The organism is Micromonospora craterilacus, from assembly GCF_003236315.1.
In the GTDB taxonomy this organism is placed as follows: domain Bacteria; phylum Actinomycetota; class Actinomycetes; order Mycobacteriales; family Micromonosporaceae; genus Micromonospora; species Micromonospora craterilacus.
This window is the reverse complement of the sequence record NZ_POTY01000160.1, coordinates 1-16,891: the sequence shown is the minus strand read 5'-3', so window position 1 is coordinate 16,891 and position 16,891 is coordinate 1. Positions and strand designations below refer to the sequence as shown.

Sequence of the window (16,891 nt, the reverse complement as noted above, 5' to 3'; positions counted from 1 at the left end):
GGGTTAGGTGAGGAGGTGGGAGCGGGTTAAGAAGCGGAGGCCTTCGGGGGCTTCTAGGGAGAAGCCGCTGCCTCGGCCGGGGACCACGTCGACGGTTAGGCGGGTGTGCTTCCACAGCTGCCACTGGGCCGCCGACATCCAGAACTCCACCGGCTCTGCAACCCCCTCGATTTCCAGAGCCGCCAGCAGGACGTCGGACGAACCGGTGCGGAACTCGCCGGCCGGGTAGCACATCGGGGCGCTGCCGTCGCAACAGCCGCCGGACTGGTGGAACATCAGCGGACCGTGCTGCCCCCGCAGCGAACGGATCAGCTCGGCCGCCGCCGGGGTCACCGAGACCGTCGGCGGGGCGGCGGGAGCGACGGACACCGGCGACGGCTCGGCCCGACGCAGCGGCGCCGCAGCTGCCCTCGTCGCCCCGGCCGGCACCTGCACAGGGCCGGGCGCCGGCACCTGCACAGGGCCGGGGGCCGGCACCTGCACAGGGCCGGGGGCCGGCGCGGCCCGGTGGGCCGCGCCGTCCGGGGCGCTCATCAGAAGAAGCCCAGCTTCTTCGGGGAGTAGCTGACCAGCAGGTTCTTGGTCTGCTGGTAGTGCTCCAGCATCATCTTGTGGTTCTCCCGGCCGATGCCGGACTGCTTGTATCCGCCGAACGCGGCGTGCGCCGGGTACGCGTGGTAGCAGTTGGTCCACACCCGACCGGCCTGGATCGCCCGCCCGGCCCGGTACGCGGTGTTCATGTCCCGGGTCCAGACACCGGCACCCAGCCCGTAGAGCGTGTCGTTGGCGATCTTCACGGCGTCGTCCAGGTCGGCGAAGGAGGTCACCGAGACCACCGGGCCGAAGATCTCCTCCTGGAAGATCCGCATCGAGTTGTCGCCCTCGAAGATGGTCGGCTCCACGTAGTAGCCGCCGGACAGCTCGCCGCCCAGATCGGCGCGGGAGCCGCCGGCCAGGACGCGAGCGCCCTCCTGCCGGCCGATGTCCAGGTAGGAGAGGATCTTCTCCAGCTGGTCGTTGGACGCCTGGGCCCCGATCATGGTGTCGGTGTCCAGTGGGTGGCCCTGCTTGATCGCCGTCGTGCGGGAAACGGCCGCGGCCAGGAAGTCGGAGTAGTGGCCCTGCTGGATCAGCGCCCGGGACGGGCATGTGCAGACCTCGCCCTGGTTGAGGGCGAACATGGTGAATCCTTCGAGCGCCTTGTCCAGGAAGTCGTCCGAGGCGGCACTCACGTCGTCGAAGAAGATGTTCGGGCTCTTGCCGCCCAGTTCCAGGGTGACCGGTTTGATGTTCTCGCTGGCGTACTGCATGATCAGCCGCCCGGTGGTGGTCTCGCCGGTGAAGGCGACCTTGGCCACCCGGGGCGAGGAGGCGAGGGGTTTGCCCGCCTCGACGCCGAAGCCGTTGACGATGTTGACCACGCCGGGCGGCAGCAGGTCGGCCACCAGCGACAGCCAGTAGTGGATCGAGGCGGGGGTCTGCTCGGCCGGCTTGAGCACCACCGCGTTGCCGGCGGCGAGCGCCGGGGCCAGCTTCCAGGTCGCCATGAGGATCGGGAAGTTCCACGGGATGATCTGCCCGACCACGCCGAGCGGCTCGTGGAAGTGGTACGCGACGGTGTCGTCGTCCAGCTCGCCCAGCGACCCCTCCTGGGCCCGGATCGCTCCGGCGAAGTAGCGGAAATGGTCGATCGCGAGCGGGATGTCGGCGGCCAGGGTCTCGCGTACCGGCTTGCCGTTCTCCCAGGTCTCCGCGACGGCCAGGGATTCCAGGTTCTCCTGCATCCGGTCGGCGATCCGGTTGAGGATCAGCGCCCGTTCGGCGACCGGGGTGCGGCCCCAGGCGTCGGCGGCGCCGTGCGCGGCGTCGAGGGCCTTCTCGACGTCCGCGGCGGTGCCCCGGGCCACCTCGCAGAAGGTCTGCCCGGTCACCGGGGTGGGGTTCTCGAAGTACTTACCGCCGTGCGGCTTGACGTACTCGCCGCCGATGAAGTGGTCGTAGCGGGACTGCCAGTGGGTGGGCGCGTCGTAGCGCGTCATGGTGCACCTCCGCCGTGGATGTGGTGGTGATGGCGGGAGGCTAGTTACCGGTACGTTGCAGCGACGTTGCGTGCGGCAGGCCGTACTCGAGGCTGAGCTGGCGGATCCGCGCCACGGCGAGCGGCCGGCGGGGCGCGCCCGGCGGCAACGCCCGGGCCAGGACCTGCCAGGCGGCCAGGTCGTCGGCCCCGGCGGGCGTCGCGGTCCAGGCCGCGAGCAGCGCCGGGTCCCCGGTCGCCAGCACGGCCGCGCGCAGCTGGCCGTCGACCAGCCGGCGCAGTCGCGTCACTCCCGGCGCGTCGGAGCCGGGCAGCAGCGATCCGGCGTACGCGTCGAGCGCCCCCGCCGGATCGCCGCCCGCCAGCAGTTCGGTGACGGTTCGGAAGTCGGCGCGGACGGTGCCGCGCAGCCGGTAGGGGCGGGAGTCGAGCAGCTCGGGCCCGAGCACCCGGCGCAGCCGGGACAGTTCGGCGCGCAGGGTGACCGGGTGCAGTCGGTCGTCGCCGTAGAGGTCGAGGCCGAGCTGTTCGCCGGTGCGCCCCTCGGGATGGTCGAGCAGCAGTACGAGCAGCTCGCTGTGCCGGCGGCCGAGCCGGATGCGGCGCCCGTCCACCCGCAGTTCCGCCTCGTCCCGGCCGAGCGCGGCGACGTGCCCGACGCCCGGCTCGACCGGCCGGTCGGCGGCGAGTTGCGCCTCGGCAGCCCGGGCGGTGGCCCGGACCAGGGCGAGGCTCTGCGGGGTGGCCAGGTGGTCGCCGCCGGTGATGTCGATCGCGCCGAGCAGGCGCCCGCTGGCCGGGTCGTGGATCGGCGCGGCGGCGCAGGTCCACCGCTGCACCGGTCGGGCGAAGTGTTCGGTGGCGAAGATCTGCACGCTGTGGTCGACCGCCAGGGCGGTGCCGGGTGCGTTGGTGCCGGCGTGCGTCTCGTCCCAGCGGGCACCGGGGACGAAGTTCATCCGCTCGGCGTGCCGGAGCACGCCGGGGTGGCCCTCGACCCAGAGCAGCCGTCCGTGCGCGTCGCAGACCGCCATCAGGTGGGCGCCGTCGGTGGCGATGCCGCCGAGCAGGTCGCGGAAGAGGGGCAGGACCCGGGCGAGGGGATGGGCCGCGCGGTAGCTGGCCAGGGCGTCGTCGGTCAGCTCGACGGGCGGGGTGGCCTCCGGGTCGAGCAGCCCGGCCGAGCGGCGCCAGGAGTGCGCCACCACGTCGCGGAGGTGCCGGTCGGTGCGCCGGGCCGCCTCCGTGCCGCCGGTGAGGAACGCCTCGTGGGCGGCACCGACCTGCGCGATCCGCTCTGCCGGATCGACGCCGAATTCCAGGGCGAGCCACGGGTCGGCCACGGGCGACCTCCTCGCGCCCATGGTGACCCAGCTCACCCCCGATCGCCAAGTGTGGGCGGACGGACGGCTCGGAAGGCCCCAGCGTCACGGTATCACTTGCCCGTATTTGTCCCTGCGGCGGTGCCGTGGAGGATTGCTGTGGCAGGCGCTTACAGAACTCTTAACTCCTGCCTGAGAACGTATGCCCGACATTGACGGACCACGGGGAGCGGAAGCGTGCGGGTGTTGGTGGCGGACGACGAGCGGCTGCTGGCGGACATGGTCGCCGAAGGGCTGCGTCGACTATCGATGGCGGTCGACGTCTGCTACGACGGCGACGGCGCGTTGGAGCGGATCGGGGTGAACCGGTACGACGTGGCCGTGCTCGACCGGGACATGCCCGGGCACACCGGCGACGAGGTGTGCCGCAGCCTCGCCGGTTCCGATTCCGGCACCCGGGTGCTGCTGCTCACCGCCGCCGCCGGGATCCGGGACCGGGTGGAGGGCCTCGGGCTGGGGGCCGACGACTACCTGACCAAGCCGTTCGCCTTCGCCGAGCTGGTCGCCCGGGTGCAGGCGCTCGGCCGGCGGTCCGCACCGGCGGTGCCGCCGGTGCTGGAGCAGCACGGCATCGCGTTGGACGTGGCCCGGCACACGGTCACCCGGGACGGCCGGCCGGTCGGCCTGAGCCCGAAGGAGTTCGCCGTGCTGCACGTCCTGATGCGCGCCGCTGGGCGGGTGGTCAGCGCGGAGGAACTGCTGGAACAGGCGTGGGACGAGTTCGCCGACCCGTTCACCAACACCGTGCGGGTCACCGTGATGACGCTGCGCAAGAAGCTCGGCGCGCCGCAGATCATCCACACCGTGCCCCGGGCCGGTTACCGGATCGGCGGTGACCGGTGACGCCGCGCCGGAGGGTCGTGCTGGTCGGCGTGCTCGCCCTCCTCGGCGGGTACGCCCTCCCCGGTCTGACCGGGGCGGTGCTGAGCCAGGTGTGGTTCTGGGCCCAGGGGCTCTGTAACCAGGGGCTGATCGGATCCGGCCTGGTGTGCCAGCCGGCGCGGGATCTCGCCGTCCTGGCCCTGCCGCTGACCGGAGCGGGCGCGCTCGTGCTCGCGGTGGCGGGGATCTGGCTCGCCGCGGTGTGGTGCCTGCGCCCGGTGCGGGATCTCGCCGGGCCGATCGCGCACGTCGGGCCGCAGAACCTCGGCCACCGGCTCCGGCCGCGCGGCAACGACGAGGTGGCCCGGCTGGCCCGGTCGATCGACGAGATGATGGAGCGGATCGCCGCCGGGTACGAGGGGCAGCGGCGGTTCGCGGCGAACGCCTCGCACGAGCTGCGTACGCCGCTGGCGGTGCAGCGGACGTTGATCGAGGTCGGCATGGCCCGGTCGCTCACCGGGGAGCAACTGGAGCTGATGACCGGCCAGCTGCTGGAGACCAACGAGCGCAACGAGCGGCTCATCGAGGGGCTGCTCGCGCTCAGCGAGAGCGACCAGGGGCTGCGCTCCCGCACCCCGCAGCGCCTCGACGAGATCGTCAGCACCGTGCTCGCCGCGTACCGGGACCGGGCCGCGGAGGCCGGGGTGGCCGTGCAGACCCACCTCGCCCCCCGGCTCGTGATGGGCGAGCGGGTGTTGCTGGAACGCCTGGTGACCAACCTGGTGGAGAACGCGATCAAGTACAACCGGCCGGACGGCACGCTCACCGTCACGGTCGGGCAGAATCCGGCCCTGACCGTGGTCAACACCGGACAGGTGGTGCCGGCCGAGGCGGTGGCCGGGCTCTTCGAGCCGTTCCGCCGGCTGGCCCGGGACCGCACCAACCACAGTGGCGGAGCCGGTCTCGGCCTGGCCATCGCCCGCTCGATCACCCAGGCGCACGACGGCCTGATCGCGGCCCGGCCCGCCGAGGACGGCGGGCTGCGGATCGACGTGCAGCTACCCGACGCCCCCTGACCCGGCCTGGCCGGCAGACACACCTCAGCCCACCCCGACGGGGCCGCGCGATGCGGCACCCCGGCCCTCGCCGTGCCCGAAATCGGATCCGGCGTGCCCGCAACCGCCCGTGTTTGCCGAAAGAGAGGAGACCTTCGTGCGTACCCGTGACCACGCCGCGTCGGGCGTCGACGCCAGGTCGGCCGGTGTCGAAGCGTCCGGCGGCCGGTTGGCGTGGGCGGACGTCGCGAAGGGTGGCTGCATCCTCCTGGTCCTGCTGTGGCACGTGATCATGAAGGACTACCTCCAGATCGACTGGCGGCTCGACCTGCCCGTGGCGGGCGTCTGGGGGACACTCGGTGAGCTGCTGCTGCCGATGCGGATGCCGCTGTTCTTCACCATCTCCGGGATGTTCGCGGCGAGCGCCGTGCAACGGCCGTGGCGGGCGGTCGGGCGGCCCCGGATCGCCCGTTTCCTCTACCTGTACGGCGTCTGGCTGCTGATCCACACCGCCGTGCTGGCCCTCGCGCCGGGCTTTCCGACCGATCGGGCGACCAGCCCAGGTGAGTTGCTGGCACAGCTCACGGTCACCCCGTCCAACCTCTGGTACCTGTACGCGTTGGCGCTCTACTTCCTGCTGGCCAAGGCGCTGCGGCGGGTCCATCCCGCGGTGCTGTTGGTCGGTGCGGGTGCGCTGAGCGCGGTCGCGTCGGTGGGGCTGCTCGACACCCCCGGCAACCGGGCTGGGCTCTACCAGAACCTGGTGTTCTTCCTCGCCGGACTGCATCTGCGCCGGTATGTCCAGCGGTGGGCGGAGGCGGTGACCGGCCGGCGCCTGCTGCTGGCGGCGGGCGCGTACGTCGTCGCGCTGGCCGCCGTGGCGGCGACCGGTGCCGCGCGGGTGCCCGGCGTGGCACCGCTGGTCTCCGCCGTCGGGGTGCTGTTCGGCATCGCCGCGGCGGTCCGACTGGCCCGGTGGCGGGTGGTCGGCGAGCCGCTGGCCGCCGTCGGCCGCCAGACGCTGCCGATCTACGTGATCCACATGCCGGTGCTGGCGCTGCTGCACCGGCTGATCGCCGACCCGGTCGCCGGCCTGGGCGATTCCGCCCGGCTCGCGTTGGCGTTCGGCTTCCCGTTCTCGCTCACCGTCCTGGTGCTGGCGCTCAGCCTCGGCCTGCACCGGGTGCTACTGGCGGTCCGCGCGACGTGGCTGTTCGACCTGCCCGCCTCGCGCCGCACCGCTTGACACCGACAAGGGAGAAGACATGTCCCATACAGATCCGCCCGGGCCCGTCCCGGCACAGGTCGACGTGGCAGTGGCCGCCCGATGGCTCGACGGCCAGGTGGTGCGTACGCCGTTGTTGCGCTCCCCGGCGATCGACCGGCTGGCCGGCGCCCGGGTGCTGTTGAAGGCGGAGAACCTACAGGCCGGTGGCTCGTACAAGATGCGTGGCGGGTTGTACGCGGTCGGTCGGCTCGCCACCGCCGGACACGCCGGTGTGGTCGCGCAGAGCACCGGCAACCACGCCGTCGCGGTGGCCCTGGCGGCCCGTCGACACGAGATGGCCGCCACGGTGGTGCTCCCGGTCGACGCGGCACCGACGAAGGTCGCGCGGGCCCGTGCGGCGGGGGCCCGAGTGGTCCTCGCCGGCTCCACCGTGGAGGAGCGGCTGGCCGTGGCCCGCCGGATCAGCGACGAGACCGGCCACCCCATCGTCGACGCGTACGACCACCCGGACGTCATCGCCGGCCAGGGCAGCGCCAGCCTCGAACTGATCGAGGAGGCCGAACGGGCGGGCACCCCGCTGGACGCGTTGGTGCTGCCCGTCGGCGGGGGCGGCGGCGTCGCCGGCGCCTGCCTGGCCGCTGCCGGCCGGCCGATCGAGGTGTACGGCGTGGAGCCGGTCGGCTGTGACTCGCTGGCCCGCAGCCTGGCTGCCGGTCGACCGACCCCGGTGCAGCCGGCGCCGACGATCGCCGACGGTCTGCGTCCGTCCTGTGTGGGCGAGCTGCCGTTCGCCATTCTGCGGACTCGGCTGCGGGGTGTGGTCCGGGTGGACGACGAGGAGATCGCCGAGGCGTTCCGGCTACTCCTGTTGGAACTGAAGGTGCTGGCCGAACCGTCCGGCGCGGCCGGCCTGGCCGGCGCGCTGCGCCTCACGGCCGCCGGCGACGGCGGGCAGCGGACGGTCGGTGTGGTGCTGACCGGCGGAAACGTGGAGGCGGACCTGGTCGCCCGGCTGGCGACCTCCGCCCGACCCAGAGCGGAAGCGGCGGCATGAACGAGCGACGGCAAGGGGACGACATGGGGCACAACGTTCGGATCGGCATTTTGTTCGGTGGGCCGTCGGCGGAGCACGAGGTGTCGTGCGCCTCCGCACTGGGCGTGGCCAGGGCGCTCGCCGACGGCGGGTACCGCGTCGTCGCCATCGGGGTCACCCGTAGCGGCCGGTTCCGGCTCGTGCCGGACGCGGCGCTGGCCGGCTTCCTCGCCGGCACGGGTGCGGACCGCGCCATCGACGACCGGCTGACGGTCACCGGGCCGGCCGTGGAACTGCGGGTCGGGCGGCGGCGGGGCACCGCGCTTGTCACTTCGGTGGACGCGCCCGGCGCGGTGCACGCCGAGCTGGACGTGGTCTTTCCCGTCCTGCACGGGCCGTACGGCGAGGACGGCGTGGTGCAGGGATTGCTCGAATCGCTGGGCGTGCCGTACGTGGGGTGCGGCATCCTCGCCTCCGCGGTCGGCATGGACAAGGTGGCGATGAAGCGGGCGCTGCGGGCCGAGGGAGTGCCGATCACGCCGCACGTCTCCTTCGACGGGCAGACCTACCGGGCCACCGAGGATCCGGAGAAGTTGGTGGTGGGCCTGCGCCGGCCGCTGTTCGTCAAGCCGGCCCGGATGGGCTCCTCGATCGGCATCTCCCGGGTGGCGGACGGCGACGACCTGGCGACGGCGGTCGAGGAGGCGCTGCGGCACGACAACCTCGTCGTGGTCGAGCAGGGGGTGACCGGCCGGGAGTTGGAGTGCGGGGTGCTGGGCGGGGCACGCCCGCAGGCGTCGGCGGTCGGCGAGGTGCGGGTGAGCGGGGGCTGGTTCGACTACCGGCAGAAGTACCTCGGTGACGTCGATCCCATGGTCGTGCCGGCGGCACTGCCGGACGACGTGACCGAGCGGATCCGGGAGTTGTCGGTGCGCGCGTTCGCCGCGATCGGCGGGTGGGGGCTGGCCCGGGTCGACTTCCTCTACGACGAGACGGCCGGCGAGTTGTACGTCAACGAGCTGAACACCATGCCCGGCTTCACCGCGCACTCGATGTACCCGAAGGTGTGGGCGGCGGCCGGCGTCGGCTATCGGGAGATCGTGGACCGGTTGGTCGCGCTCGCCTTCGCCCGGTACGCGGACCGCCCCACCGGCGCGGGAGACCAGCGGTGATCCTGCTCTGCGACCCGCGCGTCGCGGCGGTGCCCGGTGCCGACGACGGCGAGCCACTGATCGACCTGCGTCAGGTGCCCGAGCTGCGGTTGGACGGGCGGGCGGCCGATGCCGCCGCGGCGTACGCCCGGCTGCGCAAGGGGGTGGTCGACCGGTTGCTGACCGCGCAGAACGCGCTGCCCGACGGGCTGCACCTGCTGGTGATCGAGGGATACCGGCCCTACCAGGCACAGTTGGACATCTTCACCGGCTATCACGACGAGTTGCGCCGCAGCCACCCGGAGTGGTCGCCGGAGCGGGTGTACGAGGAGACCACCAAGTTCGTCTCGCCGGTCGAGGTGGCGCCGCACAGCACCGGCGGTGCGGTGGACCTCACTCTCTGCACCGGCGACGGTACCGAACTGGACATGGGTACGGCGGTGGACGCCACTCCCGAGGCCAGCCGGAACGCCTGCTTCACCGCCGCGCCGACGATCAGTGCCGTCGCCCGCCGGCACCGGCGGATCCTGGTCGGCGCGTTGACCGGTGCGGGCCTGGTCAACTACCCCACCGAGTGGTGGCACTGGTCCTACGGCGACCGGTACTGGGCGTTGTTGACCGGGGCGCCGCACACCCGCTACGGCCCGGTGTGAACGGCCGCTCCGGCCCTCGGCCGAACGGCCGGCCGAGTCGTTCAATCGAAACTTTGTTTTCGATACGCGTCACTGCGCTGAACTGGTTAACGCTCCCAGGCCGTACCAGCACCTGAACGCAGGCGGTGAGGACGGGAGGAAACAGGTGAAGCTGCAGCGGAAGCATGTGCTGGCGGCGGGGGTGGCGGTGGTCGCCACGGCGGCCGTGGCGGTGGGTACCGGGCTCGGGTTCGCCGACAGCGCACCGACCGGGCAGAGCGTCTGCCCGGGGTCGATCACGTTCTCGGCCGAGGGCGGTGCGCCGGCCGCCACCAGTAACCAGTTCCCGGTCGGGACCCGGCTGCGGGTGACCAACCTGGACAACAACAAAGCGGCGGAGGTGACCGTCGTCGGCCCTTCGGGCAGCTGTGTGCTGCTCAACTCGGCCGCTATGGAACTGGTCCGCGAGCCGGGGAAGAACGTGATCCGGCGCAACGTGGTCGAGCGGGTGGGCGGCGCGGTGGCCCAGCCGGGTGCGGGACGACCGGACGCGGTCGGTGACCGGCCGGGCTCGGTCTCGCCGCCGGCCGGTCGGCCGGCTCCGAGGTCGGCCTGCCAGGGGGCGATCACGTTCTTCGACGAGGCCGCCGGGCCGGCCGCCACCAGTAACCAGTTCCCGGCGGGCACCCGGTTGCGGGTGACCAACCTGGACAACAACAAGGCGACCACGGTGACGGTGACCGGTCCGTCGGGCAGTTGCGTGCTGCTGAACTCCGCCGCGATGGAACAGATCCGGGAGCCGGGCAAGAACCTGGTGCGCAACAACACCGTCGAGGTGCTGCGCTGATTCGAGGGTCGGGTGGGTGCCGCGCGGTGCGGACGCGGCACCCACCCGACCGGCCGTCAGCCGAACGCGGCGTCGAGGATGTCCAGGCCGCGGGCCAGCTCGTCGTCGGAGATCACCAGCGGAGGCAGGAAACGCAGCACGTTGCCGTACGTGCCGCAGGTGAGGGTGAGCAGGCCGGCGGCGTGGCAGGCCGCCGAGACCGCCGCCGTGGCGGCCGGGTCCGGGGTGAGCGTGCCGGGCTGAACGATCTCGACCGCGAGCATCGCACCCCGGCCGCGTACCTCGGCGATGCGCGGGTCACGGGCGGCGATGTCCCGCAGCCGGTCGCCCATGACCGACTCGATCCGCCGGGCCGCGGCGGCCAGGTCCAGCTCGTGCATGGTCTCGATGGCCGCGAGGGCACCGGCGCAGGCGATCGGGTTGCCGCCGTACGTGCCGCCGAGGCCGCCGATGTGCACCGCGTCCATCAGTTCCGCCCGGCCGGTCACCGCGGCCAGGGGCAGCCCACCGGCGATGCCCTTGGCCAGGGTGATCAGATCCGGCTCGACCCCCTCGTGCTGGCAGGCGAACCAGTCGCCGGTACGGCAGAAGCCGGTCTGGATCTCGTCGGCGATGAAGACCACCCCGGTCGCCGTCGCCCACTGGCGCAGCGCCGGCAGGAAGCCCTCCGCCGGTACGACGAAGCCGCCCTCGCCCTGGATCGGCTCGATCAGCAGGGCGGCCACGTTCTCCGCGCCGACCTGCTTCTCCACCAGCTCGATGGCGCGGGCCGCGGCGGTGGTGCCGTCGAGGCCGCCGTCGCGCAGCGGGTACGACATCGGCACCCGGTAGATCTCCCCGGCGAACGGCCCGAACCGGTGCTTGTACGGCATGTTCTTCGCCGTCAACGCCATGGTCAGGTTGGTCCGGCCGTGGTACGCGTGGTCGAAGACCACCACCGCCGGCCGCCCGGTGGCGTGCCGGGCGATCTTCACGGCGTTCTCCACCGCCTCGGCGCCGGAGTTGAACAGCGCCGAGCGCTTCTCGAAGTCGCCCGGGGTCAGCGCGTTGAGCTGCTCGCAGACCGCCACGTACGACTCGTACGGCGCGACCATGAAGCAGGTGTGGGTGAAGCGCTCGACCTGCGCCCGTACCGCCTCGACCACCTTCGGGGCGGAGTTGCCCACGTTGGTGACCGCGATGCCGGCGGCGAAGTCGATCCACTCGCGGCCCTCGACGTCGGTGATGGTGCCACCGGACGCGTGGTCCACGTAGGCCGGGATGACGCTGCCGACGCCCCGGGCGACGGCAGTGCTCCGCCGCTTGTGCAGTTCCTCAGACGACATCTCAGCCCTCGATGTTGTGCATGACGTGCTTGATCCGGGTGTAGTCCTCCAGGCTGTAGACCGAGAGGTCCTTGCCGTGCCCGGAGTGCTTGAAGCCGCCGTGCGGCATCTCGGAGATGAACGGGATGTGGGTGTTCACCCAGACGCAGCCGAAGTCGAGCCGGCGAGTCATCCGCATCGCCCGACCGTGGTCCTTCGTCCAGACGGAGGCGGACAGGCCGTAGTCGACGCCGTTGGCCCAACGCACCGCCTCGTCCTCGTCGGAGAACCGCTGCACGGTGATGACCGGCCCGAACACCTCGTCCTGGATGATCTCGTCGTCCTGCCGGACGCCGGAGACGACGGTGGGGGCGTAGAAGTAGCCGCGCTCACCCACCTGTGCGCCGCCGGTCTGGACCGAGGCGTGGTCCGGCAGCCGGTCGAGGAAGCCGCGTACCCGGGCGAGCTGGTTGGCGTTGTTCAGCGGGCCGTAGAGCACGTCCGCGTCGTCCGGCGCGCCGGTCCTGGTGTTGCGGGCCTGCTCGGTGAGGGCGGCGACGAAGTCCTCGTGCACGCCGGGAGCGGTGAGCACCCGGGTGGCCGCCGTGCAGTCCTGGCCGGCGTTGAAGTAGCCGCCGACCGCGATGGCCTCGGCCGCCGCCGCGATGTCGGCGTCGTCGAAGATCACCACCGGCGCCTTGCCGCCCAGCTCCAGGTGGGTCCGCTTGAGGTCGGGCGCGGCGGCCGCGGCGACCTCCATGCCGGCCCGGGTCGAGCCGGTGATCGACACCAGTTGCGGGGTGGGGTGCGCGACGAGCGCGCGGCCGGTGTCCCGGTCGCCGCAGACCACGTTGAACACGCCCGGCGGCAGGTACTCGGCGGCGATCTCGGCCAGCAGCAGCGTCGACACCGGCGTGGTGTCCGAGGGCTTGAGCACGACCGTGTTGCCGGCGGCGAGCGCGGGGGCGATCTTCCAGACCGCCATCATCAGCGGGTAGTTCCACGGAGTGACCTGGGCGCAGACGCCGATCGGCTCGCGCCGCACGTACGAGGTGTGCCCGGCCATGTACTCGCCGGCCGAGCGGCCCTCCAGCAGCCGGGCGGCACCGGCGAAGAACCGGAACTCGTCGACCGCGGGCGGCAGTTCCTCGTCGGCGGTGAGCTGCCGGGGCTTGCCGGTGTTGCGTACCTCGGCGTCGACCAGGTCGGCGGCCCGGGCCTCGACCGCGTCGGCGAGCTTGAGCAGCGCCTTCTGCCGCTCGGCCGGAGTGCTGTCCCGCCAGCTCTCGAACGCGGTGGCGGCGGCCTTCATGGCCGCGTCGACGTCGGCGGCACCCGAGACCGGGGCCTGGGCGAAGACCTCCCCGGTACACGGGTCGATCAGGTCGGCGTAGCCACCGTCGGCCGGCTCGACGTACTCGCCGTTGACGAAGTTGCGCAGCTTCTGCTGGTCACTCATAACTGGATCACTCCGAGGGGTACGGGGGGTCGCGCTGCGGCGGTTATCGCAATCTTCTTGCCATCTTCGCTACTGAATTCGCGGCAGACAAGGGTTGAGGCGACTGTTTCCGTCGGCTTGTCGGTGGTCTACGCTGCCGAACGTGGAGCCCACACCGTTCTTCGTCGCCGGTCGTCCCACCCACGGTGTTGACGAGGTGACTGTCCATCACCCGTACGACGGGCGCCCGGTCGGGCGTACCACCCTCGCCACCGCTGAGCAGGTCGAAGCGGCCGTGGCGGCGGCGGCCGAGGTGGCCGCCACGGCCGCCGCGCTGCCCGCGCACGCCCGTGCCGCCGCGCTGGACCACGTCTCGCGCCGGCTCGCCGAGCGGGCCGAGGAGATCGCGGCGCTGATCACCGCCGAGAACGGCAAACCGGTCAAATGGGCTCGCGCCGAGGTCGGCCGGGCGGTGTCCACCTTCCGGTGGGCGGCCGAGGAGGCGCGGCGCTTCTCCGGAGAACTGCAACGGCTCGACACCGACCCCGCCGCGACCGGCCGCATCGCGCTGGTGCGGCGGGTGCCCAAGGGGCCGGTGCTGGGCATCGCCCCGTTCAACTTCCCGCTGAACCTGGTGGCCCACAAGGTCGCCCCCGCGATCGCGGTCGGCGCGCCCATCGTGGTCAAGCCGGCACCGGCCACCCCGCTGTCGGCGCTGCTGCTCGGCGAGATCCTGGCCGAGACCGAGCTGCCGGCCGGGATGTTCTCGGTGCTGCCGCTGCCCAACGAGCGCGCCGCCGAGCTGGTCACCGACCCCCGGCTGCCGGTGGTCTCGTTCACCGGCTCCGGGCCGGTCGGCGCGGCCATCCGCCGGTCGGCGCCGGAGAAGCACGTGACGCTGGAGCTGGGCGGCAACGCCGCGGCGTTGATCTGCGAGGACTGGGCCGACGGCGAGGACCTCACGTTCGCCGCCCACCGGATCGCCACCTTCTCCAACTACCAGGCCGGGCAGTCCTGCATTGCCGTGCAGCGGGTCTACGTGCACGAGTGGCTCTACGACGGTTTCCTGCCCCGGCTGGTCGCGGCCGTGCGCGAACTTCGCACCGGCGACCCGTCGGACCCGCTGACCGACGTCGGCCCGCTGGTCTCCGAGGAGGCCGCGCGCCGGGTGGAGGCGTGGGTGGACGAGGCGGTGGCGGCCGGCGCCACCATCGAGACGGGCGGTCGGCGGGACGGCGCGACCTACCCCCCGACCGTCCTCAGTGGAGTGCCGAAGGACGCCAAGGTCTGCACCGAGGAGGTCTTCGGGCCGGTGCTCGTCGTGGACCGGGTCGAGGACGACAAGGCCGGCTTCGCCGCCGTCAACGACTCGGCGTACGGCCTTCAGGCCGGGGTCTTCACCCGCCGGCTCGACGTTGCCTTCGCGGCGGCGCGGACCCTGGAGGTGGGTGGCGTGATCGTCGGCGACGTGCCGTCGTACCGCGCCGACCAGATGCCGTACGGCGGGATGAAGGGCAGCGGCGTGGGCCGGGAGGGGCTGCGCAGCGCCATGGACGACTACACCGACCCCCGGGTCACCGTCCTCACCGGCGTCCAGCTGTAGCGCGCCTCACCAGGTGCCGTCGTCGCGTACCCGGGCCGGGGCGCGACCGAGCAGCAGGGTGGTGAGTGCGGCGTCGATGTCCGCCCCGAGGAACCACTCGCCGGCCTGGTCCAGCGCGAAGATCCGGCCGTGCTCGTCCACCGCGATGATGCTGTGCTGATCTTCCGTGCCGATCGGGAACAGGCGCGCGCCGATCACCGCCGCGAAGTCGGCGAGCGAGTCGGCGGTGTGGGCGACCTGGCGGGGACGGATGTCGAAGCGGGAGATCCACACCTGCTGACCCGGGCCCTGCCGCCGGCCGACCAGGCTCGGGAAGGCGGTGAGGGTGGCCGTCACGGCGGGGAAGGTCGGGTGCTCGTGGGTCCTGCCGCGGACCGCACCGACGTCGTGGATGGCCGACCTCGCCATCACCTCGTCGGCGAAGTGTGGTCGCCAGCCGGCCGCGACAAGAGCGTGGGCGACCTCCGGTGGGAAACGACCCGGAGACGGGTCGGGGGCCGGCTCCGGCAACCAGGCCACCGGGTCGGCCCGCTCGGAGCACGGCAGGACGTTGAAGTCCACCAGCAGATGGAGGCACGAATCGCAGGGCCGATCGGTGGGCCCGCCGTGCGGGTCGCCCGGCTCGCGCACCCGGAACGCCTCGATCCGAGCGGACTCCAGCAGGTCCTTCGCGTCGCCCATGCTCATCGGGGCGATGCCCTCGGCGGCGCGGCGGTGGTCGTGCTCGTGCAGGACGTCGGAGACGACGACCAGCTCGGCGTGCCGCTCGCCGCCGCGGACCAGTTGCCCGGTGGGCAGTTCGTCGAGGTACGCGCGGACCAGCGGATGGTGGTTGAGCTGCACGTCCCCCTTGGCGCCGTGCGCGGTGAAGATCCGCCCGTCGAGGGTGAGGTGCGCCGTCGTGGTCGGTGTGGGCAGCCGGCTGATCTCCCGCAGCAACTGGCCGGCGGGGTCCACGGTGCGGGCGACCGGTGGCCCGGTGGGTCGGCTGCGGCGGTAGAGCCGCTCGACCACCTCGGGCGGCACCCGTGGCCAGGTGGTCACCTCGCCGGTCTGCTTGTCGACCACACTGGTCGGAAGATCCCCGGGCAGCGCTCTGACCTGCGTGGACGCCGTGGAGGTGATGACGTACCCCAGGTCGAACTCCGCGACGGTGGGACGGCACTCGTGCCCGAGACGCAGCGAGTCGCGACGGGCCCAAACGGCAGCGATCTGCTCGGCCTGGTCGCGGTCGATCACACCGGGGAACCTACCGGACAACGCGATTTGGTGGCACTCCGTGCGGCCGGGCCTACCGACGGTGAGCCGAACGGTCGGTTTGCCGCGCCGAGCGGCACGAGCCGGGTCGGTCGTCGACGTCGTACCGGTGATCTGTCGGGGTGGCGCGGCGCACATCCGGGGAGTTCGATGACCAGCCGCCGTCCGGCCCCGGTAGTAGCCTGACCGGCGGTTCCCCCGTCTGGGGGAGGAACGGTGGTTGATCATGTCGGTTCGTCGCCACGCGGCGCGCCTCGCGACGGTCTGCGTCTTCCTGGGCGGCCTGGTGGTGCTCGGCGGGGCACCCGCGCACGCCGCCGAGGACCGGGTGCGGGTGCGATCGGCGGGCAGCTTCACCGCCGGCCGTTCCGCCGAGGGCGTGACGGTGGAGGTGCGCAAGCGCACCGACGGCTGCGTACGGGTGCGCACCGCGCTGGGTCTGAGCCTGCCCGGCGTACGGGCCGACCAGATCGCGGTGCAGGCCGACGTGGGGGACGGCTGGGTGCCGGTGGCGGTGTCCGGCGACGCGGGGCTGGTGGTCACCGCCCCGATCGCCCCGGCCAAGGACGAACTCTGCCGGGGCAAGGGCGTGAAGGTGCGGTACCGCCTCGCCTTCGCCGCCGACGCGCCGGGCGGCCGACTGATCGTGACCGGCGAGGCCACCACGGCCAGGGGCGCCCTGCTGGGGCGGAACGCGGCGGAGTCCCGGGTGGTCGGCGGGCGGGTCGCCCCGTCGCCGTCGCCTTCGCGGTCACCGTCGCCGTCGCCGTCGCCGACCCCGAGTGAGGACGTCACCGAGGAGTCGTCCGCCGAGGCCAGCCCGACCGTGGCGCTCGCCGCGGACGGTCCGGGCAACCTCACCTCGGCGGCCGAGGAATCCTCCGGCGGCTCGCCGGTGATGTACTTCGGCATCGCCATGGTCGCCGGCGGGGCGCTGCTCATCGGGCTGCTGATCCACCGCTCCCGCAAGGATCGGCGGCAGGGCGGCGAGAAGTTCGACGGCCCGTTGCCGGGTAACCCGGGCGGCACCACCTACCGCTCCGCGGGCGGCCCGGGCACCGCGCCCGTCCGGCCTGGCCCGGGTGCCACGCCGGTCCCGCC

The 16,891-nt window shown here is 72.7% G+C and carries 15 protein-coding genes; 9 read left to right on the top strand and 6 right to left on the bottom strand.

Going from position 1 to position 16,891, the window contains the following annotated elements:
• Positions 1-3: 3 nt before the first annotated feature.
• The 3 genes from C1I95_RS22620 to C1I95_RS22610 form a co-directional block, all read right to left on the bottom strand.
• Positions 4-369 (bottom strand): DUF779 domain-containing protein, encoded by a 366-nt coding sequence (locus tag C1I95_RS22620; RefSeq protein WP_111216394.1) that lies wholly within the window; start codon positions 367-369, stop codon positions 4-6.
• A 164-nt stretch (positions 370-533) separates the two neighbouring features.
• Positions 534-2,039 carry an aldehyde dehydrogenase gene (gene adh / locus C1I95_RS22615; protein ID WP_111216392.1) on the bottom strand — a complete coding sequence of 502 codons (1,506 nt, stop codon included), beginning with the start codon at positions 2,037-2,039 and terminating at the stop codon, positions 534-536.
• Between the two features lie 40 nt (positions 2,040-2,079).
• Positions 2,080-3,381 carry a GAF domain-containing protein gene (locus C1I95_RS22610; protein WP_111216390.1) on the bottom strand — a complete coding sequence of 434 codons (1,302 nt, stop codon included), beginning with the start codon at positions 3,379-3,381 and terminating at the stop codon, positions 2,080-2,082.
• A gap of 216 nt (positions 3,382-3,597) precedes the next feature.
• Between C1I95_RS22610 and C1I95_RS22605 the strand changes: the two genes are divergently transcribed.
• The 7 genes from C1I95_RS22605 (at position 3,598) to C1I95_RS22580 (ending at position 10,188) form a co-directional block, all read left to right on the top strand.
• Entirely contained in the window at positions 3,598-4,263 is a 666-nt protein-coding gene (locus tag C1I95_RS22605; protein WP_111216388.1) for a response regulator transcription factor, read from the top strand.
• Positions 4,260-5,318 (top strand): sensor histidine kinase, encoded by a 1,059-nt coding sequence (locus tag C1I95_RS22600; protein WP_111216386.1) that lies wholly within the window; start codon positions 4,260-4,262, stop codon positions 5,316-5,318. Before C1I95_RS22605 ends, C1I95_RS22600 begins: the two co-directional genes overlap by 4 nt.
• Positions 5,319-5,454: 136 nt before the next feature.
• Entirely contained in the window at positions 5,455-6,543 is a 1,089-nt protein-coding gene (locus C1I95_RS35905; RefSeq protein ID WP_199523861.1) for an acyltransferase family protein, read from the top strand.
• Positions 6,544-6,562: 19 nt separating this feature from the next.
• Entirely contained in the window at positions 6,563-7,579 is a 1,017-nt protein-coding gene (locus tag C1I95_RS35900) for a threonine ammonia-lyase (RefSeq protein WP_199523860.1), read from the top strand.
• 23 nt (positions 7,580-7,602) lie between these two features.
• The gene (locus C1I95_RS22590) at positions 7,603-8,730 is read left to right on the top strand and encodes a D-alanine--D-alanine ligase family protein (RefSeq protein ID WP_111216384.1); all 1,128 of its coding nucleotides are present in this window, start codon (positions 7,603-7,605) and stop codon (positions 8,728-8,730) included.
• Positions 8,727-9,362 (top strand): M15 family metallopeptidase, encoded by a 636-nt coding sequence (locus C1I95_RS22585; protein ID WP_111216382.1) that lies wholly within the window; start codon positions 8,727-8,729, stop codon positions 9,360-9,362. Before C1I95_RS22590 ends, C1I95_RS22585 begins: the two co-directional genes overlap by 4 nt.
• Before the next feature lie 145 nt (positions 9,363-9,507).
• Positions 9,508-10,188: an RlpA-like double-psi beta-barrel domain-containing protein gene (locus C1I95_RS22580; protein WP_111216380.1), complete on the top strand. Its 681-nt coding sequence runs from the start codon at positions 9,508-9,510 to the stop codon at positions 10,186-10,188.
• Between the two features lie 56 nt (positions 10,189-10,244).
• On the opposite strand, the gene gabT is transcribed toward C1I95_RS22580, so the two are convergent.
• Together gabT and C1I95_RS22570 are read right to left on the bottom strand one after the other, a co-directional pair.
• Complete coding sequence (gabT, locus tag C1I95_RS22575) at positions 10,245-11,513, bottom strand: 4-aminobutyrate--2-oxoglutarate transaminase (protein WP_111216378.1); 1,269 nt, start codon at positions 11,511-11,513, stop codon at positions 10,245-10,247.
• Position 11,514: 1 nt separating this feature from the next.
• On the bottom strand, positions 11,515-12,951 hold the full coding sequence (locus tag C1I95_RS22570) for a gamma-aminobutyraldehyde dehydrogenase (protein WP_111216376.1): 1,437 nt from the start codon (positions 12,949-12,951) through the stop codon (positions 11,515-11,517).
• A gap of 142 nt (positions 12,952-13,093) precedes the next feature.
• Here C1I95_RS22570 and C1I95_RS22565 point away from each other — a divergent pair, with 142 nt between their 5' ends.
• Entirely contained in the window at positions 13,094-14,533 is a 1,440-nt protein-coding gene (locus C1I95_RS22565) for an aldehyde dehydrogenase family protein (protein WP_111216374.1), read from the top strand.
• Positions 14,534-14,539: 6 nt separating this feature from the next.
• Here the strand turns inward: C1I95_RS22565 and C1I95_RS22560 are convergent, their stop codons facing one another.
• Positions 14,540-15,772 carry an SUKH-3 domain-containing protein gene (locus tag C1I95_RS22560; protein WP_233513817.1) on the bottom strand — a complete coding sequence of 411 codons (1,233 nt, stop codon included), beginning with the start codon at positions 15,770-15,772 and terminating at the stop codon, positions 14,540-14,542.
• Positions 15,773-16,016: 244 nt separating this feature from the next.
• Between C1I95_RS22560 and C1I95_RS22555 the strand changes: the two genes are divergently transcribed.
• Positions 16,017-16,891: hypothetical protein (locus C1I95_RS22555; protein WP_111216370.1), on the top strand; the 875-nt coding region annotated here is incomplete at its 3' end.

Coding starts and splice junctions, on each gene's coding strand:
- adh (WP_111216392.1), bottom strand. CDS start 2,039: ATGACGCGCTACGACGCGCCCACCCACTGGCAGTCCCGCTACGACCAC.
- C1I95_RS35900 (WP_199523860.1), top strand. CDS start 6,563: ATGTCCCATACAGATCCGCCCGGGCCCGTCCCGGCACAGGTCGACGTG.
- C1I95_RS22590 (WP_111216384.1), top strand. CDS start 7,603: ATGGGGCACAACGTTCGGATCGGCATTTTGTTCGGTGGGCCGTCGGCG.
- gabT (WP_111216378.1), bottom strand. CDS start 11,513: ATGTCGTCTGAGGAACTGCACAAGCGGCGGAGCACTGCCGTCGCCCGG.
- C1I95_RS22570 (WP_111216376.1), bottom strand. CDS start 12,951: ATGAGTGACCAGCAGAAGCTGCGCAACTTCGTCAACGGCGAGTACGTC.